This window comes from Streptomyces sp. LZ34, from assembly GCF_053890475.1.
Genome location: NZ_CM132680.1, coordinates 6,542,598 through 6,556,825, shown reverse-complemented (window position 1 = coordinate 6,556,825; position 14,228 = coordinate 6,542,598). Strand labels below are relative to the sequence as shown.

Here is a 14,228-nt window from a genome sequence, read left to right as displayed (position 1 = left end):
GCACGCGGCGCCGCTCGCCGCCTCTCCGGCTTTCTGCGGGGCATCTCGGGGCCGTACCGGCCCCCGCACGGCACCTACGGTGCGTACGGCGCGACGGGGTCAGCAGGCGAGCCAGGAGGCCTCCGCACAGGAGGCGTCCGCGCAGGAGACGTCAGTAGGCGAGCCGGCTGCCGCCGTCGGGTGCGCTGGTGCTCACCTCGACCAGCGCGTCCACCACCGTGGCGACCTCGGGCAGCCACGGCCGCCCCCCGCGGCGCAGCGGAGCCCGCTCCCAGCGCACCCCGCCCGCACCGATCTGCGAGGGGGGCAGCACCAGATAGCCGCCCTCGCCGTGGAACCGCAGCGAGCTGGGCACCCAGTCCTGGCGGTACAGCAGATCGCCGAGCTCTTCGAGGGAGTACGGGGCCACCAGAAGGGCCCAGCGGGTGGGCGTGGCGATCACGGGGCCGAGCCGCACGCCGGCACGATCGAAGGCGTCCAGCGCCCGCATCCCGGCGACCGCGGGCAGGCTCACCGCGCACGGGCCGCGCCCTCCGGTGGCGAGGAGTACGGGCGCGGTCGGGCGGTTCGTCCACCACCAGCGCACCATGCGCGGGTCGGTGGTCGCCGCGAGGAGCACGGGGTCGAAGGGGTGGCCGCCGGGCACCGCACAGTCCGGCTGAGGGCATCCGCACTCGCGCGGCCGTCCGCCGCCGGGCGTCAGACCCACGCCGGGGAGTACGGGCCACTGCCACTCGGTGGCGCAGGTGAGGGCCGCACGGAGCAGCGGCGATCGCGCACCGCGCCGCAGCGAGAACTTGCGTCGCCTTCCGAGGATCTCGCGCATGAGCGCTCGTTCCTTTCCGTTAACGCCGAGGGCTGTTCCGTCGCACTACATGGCACTTCACATGGCACTACGTGGCGCTGTCCGAAGTCGTTCGGCCCGTCACACCACGTGGATCACAAGTCACTGCGCGTACAAGGCAGCGCATCACGCCGTAGGCCGAGCGTGGAACGTGGCGAGGGGTGGCGCGCGCATGGCGCTTGCCGTCTTCAGTGGTGCGTTCCCTCGCCACTCGGGGATGGGCGCCGACCGTTGCCGTCTATGACGCCTGGACCGGCCACGGGGTTCCGGGGCGGTCCCAACTGCCCCTGCCCTTCTCCGAATGTGTACCCGCCGCGGCGGAGACGACGCGCTGTCGACTGACGCCAGTCGACCCTAAATAGGCAACGTAACGACCTCTTTTCGGCCAAGTTCAATTCCGCACAGACACCAATAAGACCACCGGGACAATGCTGGACATCGCCTCTCGGGTGCGTGTACATCTGGAGACAGTAGCGGCACAGTAGCGGCGCAGCACGACAGGGGGTTTGCGATGCTATTGAGCAAGCCGGAGGCCGCGTGCGAAGGCAGTGGGCCATGAGCTCGCCCCACCCGCCGAAAGTGGCCGGAATCGATCCTTCCCTCCCCGCCCCCACGCAGACTTCCGACCCCGTCACGCCGCCCCCCACCCCCAACCCCGCCCCCGATCCCGCGGTCCAGGACCATCTGGCCGGGTGGGTCTCGGACCTGACCACCCTCCACGAACTCACCGAGCGACTCGCCCTTACGGGCACGCTGGATGACGCGCTGCACGAACTCCTGCGCGCCGGAGCCTCGCTCGTCGGCGCCCGGCGCGGGCTGGTCGCGCTGGAACCGGCCGACGGGCTCGGCCCGGTCACCACCGTCGGCCTCGGCCTCGGGCGCGCCGACCTCGGCCATATCGAGACGATCCCGCGCGGCTCCGCGTCCGCCGGCCACCTCCTGGACGGGCTGCCCGAGCCGGACGGCGAGCCCCGGCCCGGCGTGGCCCACCCCGACATCCCGGGCGAGGCCGATCTCGACCCGCGCCACCGCGAAGTCGCCGCCCGCCTCGGCTACTCCGCGAGCTACGCCGTGGCGCTCGACCCGCTCGCCGACCCCGGAACCGGAACTGGAACCAGAACGGGGACGGGCACCGGCAGGGGCACCCGCGCCGAAGGCACCGAGGGCACCGGGGGCGGCCCCCGTGCGGCCGCCGGACCCCCTGGGCGGCTGGGCGCGGCGGCGTGGCTGTACGACGAACCGGCCGAGCCCGCGGAGCGCCAGCGCCACCTCGTGGGCCTGTACTGCCGCTACGCCGCCGCGCACCTCGCCCGGCTGGTCGAGCTCACCCGCGCCCGCGCCACCGTCGCGACCGTCCAGGAGGAACTGCTGCCCACGCGGCTGCCCCGGATCCCCGGAGTCCGCCTCGCCGTACGCCACCGCGCCGCTCCCCGCGGGGGCGGCGACTGGTACGACGCGCTGCCGCTGCCCGACGGCGCGCTCGGCCTCTCCGTCGGCGGGGTGACCGGTTCCGGCCCCAGCGCGGTCGCCGCGATGGGGCGGCTGCGGGCGTCCCTGCGCGCGTACGCCGTGATGGAGGGCGAGGATCCGGTGGCCGTGCTCTCCGACCTCGAACTGCTGCTGCGGCTGACGGAGCCCGCCCGCTCCGCGACCGCGCTCTTCGCCTACTACGAGCCCCTGCCGCGCAGGATGGTGCTGGCCGGGGCCGGACACTGCCCGCCGCTGATCACCGGCGAGCGGCGCACCGAGTTCGTGGAGACCGCCCTGTCCGCGCCGCTCGGCATGCTCTCCTGCTGGGAAGCGCCCAGCGTGGAGCTCGAGCCTGGCCGTGGAGAAGCGCTCCTCTTCTACAGCGACGGGCTGCTCCACCGCATGGGAGAGCCCATGGACCGGGCCTTCGCGCGGCTGCACACGGCCGCCGCGAGCGCCCCCAGGGCCGTACGGAGCGATCCGGACGGCTTCGCGGACCATCTGCTGCGCACGGTCCTCCCCGGGGGCGAGGCGGGCCAGGGCGCGAACGCGGACGACAGCACGGAGGACGTCGTCCTGCTCGTCGCCCACTTCGACTGACAGTGAGGATTGGCCACACCGAGACTGGCCACACCGAGACTGGCCACACCGACTGACAACCGGCCAATCACCAGGAACCAGTCATAGACCGCAATCACCCGGTAGATCCCGCATGTCCCGGCTGTCATACCCCCCACCTACCATGGACACGGTCCAGTTCGAGGAGGATGACGTGACCGAGGAGCCCACTTCCGAGGCCCTGGAGACCCCAGAGGCCGGGGAGCAGCCCATCAAGCAGCGGAAGAACAGCCTTTACGCAGGCGTTTCCGATGAGCTCGCCGAGAACATGAAGTCCGGCTGGGCCGACACCGAGCTACGCGACCTGGAGCCCGTCGAGCAGGCGCCGTACACCGCCCGTCGCCGCGCCGCGCTCTCCGCGCGCTTCCCCGGGGAGCGCCTGGTCATTCCCGCGGGCAACCTGCGCACCCGCTCCAACGACACCGAATACGGGTTCCGCGCCGCCACGGAGTACGCGTACCTCACCGGCGACCAGACCCACGACGGCGTCCTGGTCCTGGAGCCGGACGGCGCCGAGGGCCACACCGCGACCGTGTACCTGCTGCCCCGCTCCAACCGCGAGAACGGCGAGTTCTGGCTGGACGGCCAGGGCGAGCTGTGGGTCGGCCGCCGCCACAGCCTCGCCGAGGCCGAGCAGTTGCTGGGCCTGTCGGCCAAGGACGTCCGCACACTCGCCGACGAGCTGCGGGCCGCGACCGGCCCGGTGCGCATCGTGCGCGGCCACGACGCCGGTCTCGAGGCGGCGCTGACGGACAAGGTCACCGGCGAGCGCGACGAGGAGCTGCGGATGTTCCTCAGCGAGCAGCGCCTGGTCAAGGACGAGTTCGAGATCGGCCAGCTGCAAGCGGCCGTCGACTCGACCGTGCGCGGCTTCGAGGACGTGGTCAAGGTCCTCGACAAGGCCGAGGCCACCTCCGAGCGCTACATCGAGGGCACCTTCTTCCTGCGCGCCCGCGTCGAGGGCAACCACGTCGGCTACGCCTCCATCTGCGCCGCGGGCCCGCACGCCACCACGCTCCACTGGGTGCGCAACGACGGCCCCGTCCGCTCCGGGGAGCTGCTGCTCCTGGACGCGGGCGTGGAGACCCCCACCCTCTACACCGCCGATGTGACCCGCACGATGCCCGTCAGCGGCCGCTTCACCCCGCTGCAGCGCAAGATCTACGACGCGGTGTACGAGGCGCAGGAAGCGGGCATCGCGGCGGTCAGGCCGGGCGCGAAGTACCTCGACTTCCACGACGCCGCCCAGCGGGTCCTCGCCGCGAAGCTGGTCGAGTGGGGCCTGATCGAGGGTCCGGTCGAGCGCGTCCTGGAGCTGGGCCTGCAGCGCCGCTGGACGCTGCACGGCACCGGCCACATGCTCGGCATGGACGTCCACGACTGCGCCGCGGCCCGCCGGGAGGCGTACGCGGAGGGCACCCTGGAGCCCGGCATGTGCCTCACGGTCGAGCCCGGTCTGTACTTCCAGGCCGACGATCTGACCGTGCCCGAGGAGTACCGGGGCATCGGCGTCCGCATCGAGGACGACATCCTGGTCACGGAGGACGGCAACCGAAACCTGTCGGCCGCCCTGCCGCGTACCGCGGATGACGTCGAGGCCTGGATGGCCTCTCTCCTTTAGGGCTCGATTCTCCTTCAGGGCTCGGTTCTCCCCCGGCCACCCGGCTGGTGACCAGCGGTATTGTCCGGCTCCATGGCGGAATCGTGGGTCAGTTCGGCAGCGGGCCTCGGCAGTGACCTCCACCTGGAGCTGGCCAGGGCGGGCAGCCGCCGGGCGGCCCTGATGGGGGCTCTGCGCGAGGCCATCCGGAGTGGTCGCCTCGCCCCCGGCACCCGGCTGCCGCCCTACCGCTCCCTCGCCGTCGACCTCGGCCTGGCGCGGAACACCGTCGCCGACGCCTACGCCGAGCTGGTCGCCGAGGGCTGGCTGACCGCCCGCCAGGGCTCCGGCACCCGGGTCGCGCCCCGCGCCGCGCCGCCTCCGCCCCGGCGAACCGAGCCTCAAAAAGAGGGCGGCGCCCGGGGGCGGGGCCGCCCGGCCGTGGGTTTCGGCGCGCCGTCCGCCGCCGCAGCGGCCGGAGGCGTGCCCGTACGGCGGGTTCGGAGCGCTCCCACGCGTTCTCCCGAGCCCGTCCACAATCTGTTGCAGGGCCAGCCCGACGCCGCCTCCTTCCCCCGCGCCGCGTGGCTGGCCTCCGCCCGCCGAGCCCTGACCGCCGCGCCCAACGAGGCCTTCGGCCCCGGCGACCCGCACGGGCGCCCGGAGCTGCGCCGCGCGCTGGCCGACTACCTGGCCCGTGCCCGCGGTGTGCGCACCGACGCCGGCCGGATCGTCATCTGCTCCGGGTATGCCCACGCGCTGCGGCTCCTGGCCGGGACGGCGGCACTGCGCGGCACGGCGGCCGTGGAGGCGTACGGCCTCGGCTTCCACCGCTCGCTGCTCACCGCCGCGGGGATCCGTACCGTGCCGCTGCCCCTGGACGCGGACGGCGCCCGCACCGAGGAGCTGGCCTCGCACCAGGGCATACGGACCGTGCTGCTCACCCCCGCCCACCAGTTCCCCACCGGCGGGCCGCTGCACCCGCGGCGCCGGGCGGCCGCCGTCGACTGGGCCCGGGCCCGCGGCGGGCTGGTCCTGGAGGACGACTACGACGGCGAGTTCCGCTACGACCGCAAGCCCGTGGGCGCCGTCCAGGGCCTGGACCCCGACCATGTCCTGTATGTCGGATCGGTCAGCAAGAGCCTGTCCCCGGCCCTGCGGCTGGGCTGGATGGTGCTGCCCGACCACCTCGTGGACGAGGTTCTGGCCGCCAAAGGGGAGCGGGAGGCGTGGGTGAGTGCGCTCGATCAGCTGACCCTCGCCGACTTCGTCGAATCGGGCGGCTACGACCGGCACATCCGCCGTATGCGCCAGCGCTACCGCCGCCGCCGCGACCAGCTGGTCGCCACCCTCGCCGAGCGCGCCCCCCACGTCCGCGTCAGCGGCGTGGCGGCGGGGCTGCACGCAGTGCTCGAGCTGCCGCCGGGCACCGAGCGGTCCGCCGTCCGGGCCGCCGCCTGGCAGGGCCTCGCCCTCGAGGGCCTGGCCGGATACCGCCACCCGGACGCCGCGGGTCCGCCCCGCGAGGGCCTGGTCGTGGGCTACGCCACCCCGCCCGACCATTCCTTCACGGGCGCGCTGGACGCGCTGTGCCGCGGGCTCCCACCCGACCTCGGCAGCTCCACCGCGATCGCGACCACGACCACCACAGCCACCACCACGACCACAGCCACGACAAGGGCCGCAACGGCGCCCCCCGGCGAGAGGGACGACGCGGCTGTCACACCCCCGTCAGAGAGTCCTCGCGCCACTTGAGGACCTTGTCGAAGCTGACCACCACACCGCCGCGCCCCGGACGGTCGCGGTAGCGGACGTGGTCGGTCAGCGCCTCGATCAAAAAGAGCCCTCGCCCGTGCTCTGCCTGGGCGGGGGCCGGCTGTCTCGCGGCGGGGTGGGGCTGCGGGGACTTGGCCCAGTCCCCCGGACCGGCGGTGACGGGGCGGCGGGGGAAGCCGGGACCGGAGTCGGTGACCTCGATGCGGCAGGTGTCGCCGTCGATGAAGGCCGTGACTCTGTAGTCCCCACCCGCGCCGTCCGCGCCGCCGCCGTGCTCGACCGCGTTGGCGCATGCCTCGGAGAGAGCGACCGACAAGTCGTAAGAGATTTCGGGATCGACCCCGGCTGTCTCCATGGTGCCGAGGAGCAGGCGCCGGGCGAGCGGGACGCTCGCCGCCTCACGCGGCAGATGGAGTGACCACCAGATGCTCATACTCCAGCCTCCCGGCCACGGCTCGACATACCGTTACGTATTGCCTGGGTCCATGGTCCGTAAGCGTGTGATTGACGTGACTCCGCTCATTCGGCGGAAGCGCGAGTTCCGCATAGCGGTGTATGAGGCTGTCCGGGTGTGCGACGGTACGCCCCACCCGCCGTCGGGGAAATCCGGGCCCAGTGGGATGATGGCGCGGCCATGTCTGCCCCCCACGGCTGCGCCGGAGCCGATCTGCGGATACTGCGGGCCGCGGTGTTCACCGCGGTCTGCGTCGTGCTGTCCGCGGGCGGGCACATGCTCGCCTCCTGCACGACCGTGCCGCTGTGGACGGTGGGCGTGGGCTGCGCGGCGCTGTTCGCCGTGGTGGCGCCGCTGGCCGGACGGGAGCGGTCACTGCCGGGTATCGCGGCGGTCCTGGGCGTCGGCCAGCTCGTGCTGCATGCGCTCTTCGCGTTCGGGCAGCGCACCACCCCGCAGTCGGCCATGGCCCCAGGGACGGGCGGCTCCGAGGGCGGGGTGACCGCCATGGCCGGAAGGCTGCTGTGCGGCTCGGGCCCTGTTCGGCTGGACGCCGCCACGGCGCACGGGATCGTCACCAACGCCGGACTCGACCCCGCCGCGGGGCACCCGGCGCCGTCCGGGCCGGGCTCCGAGGCCGTTCACCCGGCGACTCTCCTGCCGTCGCTGCCGATGGTGCTGGGGCATCTGCTCGCCGCCCTCGCCGTCGGCTGGCTGCTGCGGCGCGGCGAAGTGGCCGTGTGGCGGGCGGTGCGGCTGTCGGCGGACGGGGCGCGCGGGGTCGCGGAGGCCGCGCTCGTACGGGCGCTGCGCGGCGCGCTGCGGCTCGTACGCGCGCTGCGCGCCGGTCAGCACCAGCCGCACGGTGGATCCGTGCGCCGGCCGCGCACGCCCTGGCAGGACGACGGCGGCGCCGGGGCCAAGACTTTCGTACTCCAGCACAGTGTGATCAGGCGGGGCCCGCCGCGCTTCGCTCTCGCGGCTTGACCGACGCGGCGCACTCCGGCGGGACCGGGGCGTTCGCGCTGTCGCCGCACGCGCGCCATCCACCCACCCCGATTCATTCCTGTCCACGGAGTGTCTTGTCATGAACGCCATGCGTCTTCGCCGTCTTCGCCGTCTTCCGATGATTGGCGGCATCGCAGCGGGAGCCCTGGTAGTGCTCGCGGCCACCCCCGCCTTCGCGCACGTCAGCGTGCAGCCGGGCCAGGCCGAGCAGGGCAGCTACAGCACCATCGCCTTCAAGGTGCCCAACGAGAAGGACAACGCCTCGACCATCAAGCTCGAGGTCACCCTGCCCGCCGACCACCCGCTGGCCTCGGTGATGGCACAGCCGGTGCCCGGCTGGGACGTGAAGCTCACCAAGAGCAAGCTCGCCAAGCCGGTCGAGGTGCACGGCGAGAAGATCAGCGAGGCGGTCACCAAGGTCACCTGGACCGGCGGCAAGATCGAGCCGGGCACCTTCCAGCAGTTCCCGCTGTCGGTCGGCGAGCTGCCCGACGACGCCGACCAGCTCGTCTTCAAGGCCCTCCAGACGTACGACGACAAGGAGGTCGTGCGCTGGATCGAGGCGCCCAAGGACGGCGCGCCGGAGCCCGAGAACCCGGCGCCGGTGCTCAAGCTCGTCAAGCCGGCCGAGGGCTCCGACCAGCACGGCTCCGGCGCCTCGGGCGGCACGGGCAGCGGCGCCGAGAACGCGAAGGCCGAGAAGACCGAGAAGGCCGCGTCCGCCTCCAGCGGCGACAGCAGCGACACCACCGCCCGCGTGCTGGGCATCGTGGGCATCGTCGTCGGCGCCGCCGGCGTCGCCTTCGGCGTGCTCGCCGGCCGCCGCCGCAACGCCTGAGCCAGACCGTCGGCGCGAGCCCTGAAAGAAGGGGGTGGCGGGCCCGCGTGCCCGCCACCCCGCACCACCGATCCATCTGTCTTCTTCGGAGAACGACTCCATGCGCACCAAGTCTCTGAGCGCGGCCCTCGTCACCGCCGCCGCGCTCACCCTCACCGCCTGCGGCAGCGACAGCAGCGGCAGCGGCGACAGATCAGAGAAGGCCGCCGAGGTCTCCGGCGGCACCAAGCCCGGTCAGGCGATCGTCCTCGACCAGCCCAAGGCCAAGCCCGATCTGGTCCTGACCGACACCGACGGCAAGAAGTACGACCTGCTGAAGGAGACCAAGGGCAAGCCCACCCTGATCTACTTCGGCTACACCTACTGCCCGGACGTCTGCCCCGTGGTCCTGAGCAACATCGGGATCGCCGAGAAGAAGCTCCCCAAGGCCGAGCGCGACAAGCTCCAGGTCGTCTTCGTCACCACCGACCCCGGGCGGGACACCCCCAAGCGGATGCGCTCCTGGCTGGACGGCCAGGGCGGTCAGGACTTCGTCGGCCTGACCGGCGACTTCGACACCATCCAGGCCGCCGCGCGGCCGCTGGGCATCCTCGTCGACAAGCCGAAGAAGGAGAAGGACGGCAGCATCACCGTCAACCACGGCGCCCAGGTGATCGGTTTCTCCCCCAAGGACGACAAGAACCACTGGCTCTACACGACCGACACGACGGCCGACCAGTACGTCAAGGACCTGCCCAAGATCATCAAGGGGCAGAACCCGTGACGGGGACCGGGGCCGGGACCGGGGCGGGGGCCAGGGCGGGGTCGGCGACCGGCGCGCGGCGGACGGCCGCCGCCGCGCTGGTCCTCGGCCTGTCCGCCGCCCTCGCCGCCTGCGGCGGCCAGGACGACGGCGCCGACCGCCCGGAGCTGTCCGTCAGCGGCGCGTACGTACCCCAGCCCCCGACACCGGACATGGCCGCGGGCTATGTGACGGTGACCAACAAGGGCGGCGCCGCCGACGAGCTGACCTCCGTCACCACCCCGCTGGCCGCCGAGGTCACCATGCACACCACCACCGGCACCCGGATGAAGCAGGTGCGATCGCTGAAGGTCCCGGCGGACGGGGAGCTCAAGCTGGCCACCGGCGGAGATCATCTGATGCTGACAAATCTGGCCCGCAAGCCGAAGGTCGGTGACAAGGTCAGTTTCACCCTGCATTTCGCCTCCTCCGCCCCCATCGAGATCAAGGTCCCGGTCGAGCCGACGACGTACCGCCCCAAGGACTGACACCCGATGACCTTGCTCACCCCCTCCCTGACCAGGCTGACCACCAGGCGACTGCTGTCGGTCTGCGGTGCCCTGCTCGCCGCGCTGCTGGGCGCGCTGAGCTTCGGCGCGTCCCCCGCGGCCGCGCACGCCGCGCTCACGGCGACCGACCCCGCCGACGGCGCGGTGGTCAAGGCCGCGCCCGCGCAGGTGGGGCTCACCTTCTCGGAGGGGGTGCTGCTGTCCCGTGACTCGGTGCGTGTCCTCGACCCGAAGAGCAACCGGGTGGACACCGGCAACCCCGCCCATATGGGCGGCAAGTCGTCGACGGCCGCCGTCTCGCTGCACTCCGGGCTGCCCGACGGCACGTACACGGTGGCCTGGAAGGTGGTCTCGGAGGACAGCCACCCGGTGGCCGGGGCGTTCACCTTCTCCATCGGGGCGCCGTCCAAGACGAAGGCGAAGGTCCCCTCGGACGCGGGCGCCGACGGCACGGTCGAGACGCTGTACGACATCGGGCGGTACGCCGCCTACGGCGGCTTCGCCGCGCTCGTCGGCGGCTGCGTCTTCGCCGGGCTGTGCCGCTCCTCGCGCCCGGTCCAGAAGCTCGCCGTCGGCGGCTGGGTGACGCTCTTCTCCGCGACCCTGCTGCTGTTGCTGCTGCGCGGCCCGTACGCGAACGGCGAGGGCATCGGCGGGGTCTTCGACCTCGGCGGCCTGGGCGATGTGCTGTCCACCAAGCCGGGCGCGGCGCTGCTGTCGCGGCTGCTGCTGCTCGGCGCGGCGGCGGTCTTCCTCGCCGTTCTCTTCGGCCCGTACGCGCGCCGCGCCGAGGACGAGGACCAGGGGCGGCGCCAGGATTTGGCTTTCGGGCTCGCATTCGGCGGCACCGTCCTCTCGGCGGGCATCGGCGCGACCTGGGCGATGGCCGAGCACGCCTCGGTCGGCATCCAGTCCACGATCGCGATGCCGGTCGACGTGGTCCACCTGCTCGCCGTGGGGGTGTGGCTGGGCGGCCTGGGGGCGCTCGTGGCCACGCTGCGCGCGGGGGAGCCGATCGGGCGGGCGGCCGTACGCCGCTTCTCGCGGCTGGCCTTCGGCTCGGTCGTCGTCCTCGTCCTCACCGGCATCTACCAGTCGTGGCGGCAGGTCGGCTCCTGGGACGCGCTGACCGGCACCGAATACGGGCGCTGGCTGCTGGTCAAGGTCGGCCTCGTGGTGGTGCTCGTCGCCATCGCCTCCTTCTCGCGCCGCTGGACGGGCCGCCTCGCGGACGGACCTGATGAGAAGGCCGGAGAGAAGGCCACCGAAGAGGAAGAAGAGACCGAAGGAGAGCGCGAAGAGGGCGCAGGCGAGCCGGCGGAAGAGACGGCCGCCGACCCCGTGCGCACCGCCCAGCTCGCCCGCCAGAAGGCCGCGGTCACCAAGGCCGCCACCCTGCGCGCGCGCTACGGCGACCTCGCACGGGGCTCGCTGTACCGCTCCGTGCTGGCCGAGACGGTCGTGGCCGTCGTGCTGCTCGCCGTCGCCACCGTGCTCAGCACGACCCAGCCCGGCCGGGCCGCAAGCGCTGTCGCCGACGCGAAGTCCGACGGCGTGGCAGTGGACACCACCCCCGCCGTCGACCCGATCAGCGTCCAGATCCCGTACAACACCGGGCCCAAGAGCGGCCGCGGCAAGGCGATCTTCATGCTGGACCCGGCCCTCCCCGGCGACAACCTGATCCATGTCTTCACCTTCGACCTGGCCGACCGGCCTGTGGACGCGGCGGAGGCGAAGGTGACCCTGACCCTCCCGAAGAAGAACATCGGCCCGCTGACCGTGCCCCTGGAGCACGTCGCCACCGGCCACTGGAGCGCGAAGAGCTTCCAGCTGCCCATGGGCGGCAACTGGCGGCTCGCCCTGACCGTACGGACCTCCGACATCGACCAGGTGACGGAGACCAGGACCCTGAAGATCGGCCAATGAGCACGACCCCAAACACCCAGCACACCCAGCCAGAACCCCCCTCCCCGATCTCCCGGCGCCGCCTGCTGGGCACGGCCGGCGCCGTCGGCGCGGCCGGGCTCGTCGCGGGCGGCGCCGCCGGGGCGTACGCCGCCGAGACGGTACGCGGCGACCCCGACCCGCTCAGCTCCGTCGGCTCGGCCACCGTGCCCTTCCACGGCGAGCACCAGGCGGGCATCACCACCCCCCTCCAGGCGCGCGGCCACGTCGTCGCCCTCGACCTGGTGCCCGGCGCGGACCGCAAGGCGGCCGCCGCGCTGCTGCGCCGCTGGTCGAAGACGGCCGAGGAGCTGGCCGCGGGCAAGGCCCCGGCGGACGACACGGGCATCGCCCTGGACGCGGGCCCGGCGTCGCTGACCGTCACCTTCGGCTTCGGCCGCACCTTCTTCGGCAAGGTGGGGCTGAAGGACCGGCTGCCCGAGGCGCTGGCCCCGCTGCCCGACTTCTCGGCGGACGTGCTCGACCCGAAGCGCAGCAACGGCGACCTGTGGCTGCAGATCGGCGCGGACGACGGGCTGGTCGCCTTCCACGCGCTGCGCGCGCTACAGCGCGAGGCGCGGGAGGTGGCCCGGGTGCGCTGGCAGATGAACGGCTTCAACCGGACGCCCGGCGCGACCTCCCGCCCCATGACCGCCCGCAACCTCATGGGGCAGGTCGACGGCACCAACAACCCCAAGCCCACGGACGACGACTTCGACCAGCGGCTCTTCGTCCCGGCCAAGGGGCAGCCGACATGGATGGCCGGCGGCTCGTACGCGGTGGTGCGGCGGATCCGGATGCTCCTGGACTCCTGGGACCACCTCTCCCTGGAGCGGCAGGAGCGGGTGATAGGCCGCCGCAAGTCGGACGGCGCCCCGCTGTCCGGCGGCACCGAGAGCACACCGGTCGAGCTGACCAAGGTGAACGAGGACGGGTCGCTGGCCATCGCGGGCGACGCGCACGTACGGGTCGCCGCGCCGGTCTCGAACCAGGGCGCGGCGATGCTGCGCCGCCCCTTCTCGTACCACGACGGGTTCCGCGAGGACGGCGCGCCGGACGCCGGGCTGCTGTTCATCGCCTGGCAGGCCGACCCGATGAAGGGCTTTGTTCCGGTGCAGCGGAAGCTGGACCGGGGGGACGGGCTGTCGCGTTTCCTGCGGCACGAGGCGAGCGCGCTCTTCGCGGTGCCGGGCGGCTGCGCCCCCGGCGAGTACGTCGGTCAGGCACTCTTGGAAGGGTGAAGCGCGGCGTCAGGGGCCGGACGCTGGGTATCGTGACGGTTCTCGTCTGTTCCAGGGAGTCAGCGTGATGTCGGCCAGTGTTTATACCTACCTCGGTCCCGAAGGCACCTTCACGGAGGCCGCGCTGCGGTCGCTGCCCGAGGCCGCCACGCGCGAGCTGACCCCCATGGTCTCGGTGCCGACGACGCTGGACGCCGTGCGGTCGGGGGCGGCGGCCGCCGCGCTGGTCCCGATCGAGAACTCGGTGGAGGGCGGCGTGACCATCACGCTCGACGAGCTCGCCACCGGCGAACCACTGATGATCTACCGCGAGGTGCTGCTGCCGATCGCCTTCGCGCTGCTGGTGCGGCCGGGTACCGAGCTCGCCGACGTGAAGACGGTGACCGGCCATCCGGTGTCCCAGCCGCAGGTCAGGAAGTGGCTGGCGGCCAATCTGCCGAACGCCGTGTGGGAGTCGGCGGCCTCCAACGGGGACGGGGCACGGCTGGTGCAGGAGGGGCGCTACGACGCGGCGTTCGCCGGTGAGTTCGCGGCGGCGACGTACGGGCTCGCCCCCCTGGTGAGCGGCATCCATGACGCGGAGAACGCGACGACCCGCTTTGTGCTGGTCGGCCGCCCGGCGCGGCCCGCGGCCCGCACCGGCGCGGACAAGACGTCCGTGGCGATCTGGCTCGGCGACGACCACCCGGGTGCGCTGCTGGAGCTGCTACAGGAGTTCGCGGCGCGCGGGGTCAACCTGGTGCGCATCGAGTCGCGACCGACGGGCCAGGGCATCGGCCGCTACTTCTTCTCGGTGGACCTCGAGGGGCACATCACGGACCGGAGGGTCGCCTCCGCCCTGATGGGGCTGAAGCGGATCTGCCCGGGTGTGCGGTTCCTGGGCTCCTACCCGCGGGCGGGGTTCGAGCCGTCGGGGATGTCCCCGCTGCGGCACGGGACCTCGGACGAGGACTTCGCGGCGGCGGAGGAGTGGCTGGCCCGCTGCCAGGACGGCCGGGCCTGACGGGACGGCCGGGCCTGACAGCAGATTGGGCCTGGCCAAGTTATCCACAGGCATGGGGTGCGGGCTGGGGACAAGTCGACACATCAACCCGACGTAATCCGCATATCGCCCAGCCAACCCCAACCCGCCTACCATCACACCT

At 72.8% G+C, this 14,228-nt stretch carries 12 protein-coding genes; 10 read left to right on the top strand and 2 right to left on the bottom strand.

Translation table 11 applies throughout. The features are described 5' to 3' along the window. Positions 1-151: 151 nt before the first annotated feature. Positions 152-826 (bottom strand): bifunctional DNA primase/polymerase, encoded by a 675-nt coding sequence (locus tag ACWY4P_RS26740; RefSeq protein ID WP_456202880.1) that lies wholly within the window; start codon positions 824-826, stop codon positions 152-154. Positions 827-1,399: 573 nt separating this feature from the next. Here ACWY4P_RS26740 and ACWY4P_RS26735 point away from each other — a divergent pair. The 3 genes from ACWY4P_RS26735 (at position 1,400) to pdxR (ending at position 6,287) form a co-directional block, all read left to right on the top strand. After that, positions 1,400-2,914 carry a PP2C family protein-serine/threonine phosphatase gene (locus ACWY4P_RS26735; protein WP_456202879.1) on the top strand — a complete coding sequence of 505 codons (1,515 nt, stop codon included), beginning with the start codon at positions 1,400-1,402 and terminating at the stop codon, positions 2,912-2,914. A 142-nt stretch (positions 2,915-3,056) separates the two neighbouring features. Next, a complete protein-coding gene (locus ACWY4P_RS26730) occupies positions 3,057-4,553 on the top strand; it encodes an aminopeptidase P family protein (RefSeq protein ID WP_456202878.1) in 1,497 nt (498 codons plus the stop codon). A 72-nt stretch (positions 4,554-4,625) separates the two neighbouring features. Then, positions 4,626-6,287, top strand: a complete 1,662-nt coding sequence (gene pdxR / locus ACWY4P_RS26725; protein ID WP_456202877.1) for a MocR-like pyridoxine biosynthesis transcription factor PdxR — start codon at positions 4,626-4,628, stop codon at positions 6,285-6,287. On the opposite strand, the gene ACWY4P_RS26720 is transcribed toward pdxR, so the two are convergent. Continuing rightward, entirely contained in the window at positions 6,253-6,741 is a 489-nt protein-coding gene (locus ACWY4P_RS26720) for an ATP-binding protein (RefSeq protein WP_456202876.1), read from the bottom strand. The two genes, pdxR and ACWY4P_RS26720, sit on opposite strands and share 35 nt — an antisense overlap. Before the next feature lie 201 nt (positions 6,742-6,942). Here ACWY4P_RS26720 and ACWY4P_RS26715 point away from each other — a divergent pair, with 201 nt between their 5' ends. The 7 genes from ACWY4P_RS26715 to pheA all read left to right on the top strand — a co-directional run bounded on the left by ACWY4P_RS26715 (position 6,943) and on the right by pheA (position 14,086). After that, positions 6,943-7,749 carry a hypothetical protein gene (locus ACWY4P_RS26715; RefSeq protein ID WP_456202875.1) on the top strand — a complete coding sequence of 269 codons (807 nt, stop codon included), beginning with the start codon at positions 6,943-6,945 and terminating at the stop codon, positions 7,747-7,749. A gap of 100 nt (positions 7,750-7,849) precedes the next feature. Beyond that, complete coding sequence (locus ACWY4P_RS26710) at positions 7,850-8,608, top strand: YcnI family copper-binding membrane protein (RefSeq protein WP_456202874.1); 759 nt, start codon at positions 7,850-7,852, stop codon at positions 8,606-8,608. Positions 8,609-8,708: 100 nt separating this feature from the next. Further along, positions 8,709-9,371 (top strand): SCO family protein, encoded by a 663-nt coding sequence (locus ACWY4P_RS26705; protein WP_456202873.1) that lies wholly within the window; start codon positions 8,709-8,711, stop codon positions 9,369-9,371. Beyond that, complete coding sequence (locus ACWY4P_RS26700) at positions 9,368-9,877, top strand: copper chaperone PCu(A)C (protein WP_456202872.1); 510 nt, start codon at positions 9,368-9,370, stop codon at positions 9,875-9,877. Before ACWY4P_RS26705 ends, ACWY4P_RS26700 begins: the two co-directional genes overlap by 4 nt. A 6-nt stretch (positions 9,878-9,883) precedes the next feature. Next, positions 9,884-11,824, top strand: coding sequence for a copper resistance CopC/CopD family protein (locus tag ACWY4P_RS26695; protein WP_456202871.1), 1,941 nt, complete (start codon positions 9,884-9,886; stop codon positions 11,822-11,824). After that, entirely contained in the window at positions 11,821-13,083 is a 1,263-nt protein-coding gene (gene efeB, locus ACWY4P_RS26690) for an iron uptake transporter deferrochelatase/peroxidase subunit (RefSeq protein WP_456202870.1), read from the top strand. The genes ACWY4P_RS26695 and efeB overlap by 4 nt, the downstream gene beginning before the upstream one ends. A 67-nt stretch (positions 13,084-13,150) precedes the next feature. Beyond that, positions 13,151-14,086, top strand: a complete 936-nt coding sequence (gene pheA / locus ACWY4P_RS26685; RefSeq protein WP_456202869.1) for a prephenate dehydratase — start codon at positions 13,151-13,153, stop codon at positions 14,084-14,086. Positions 14,087-14,228 lie beyond the last annotated feature (142 nt).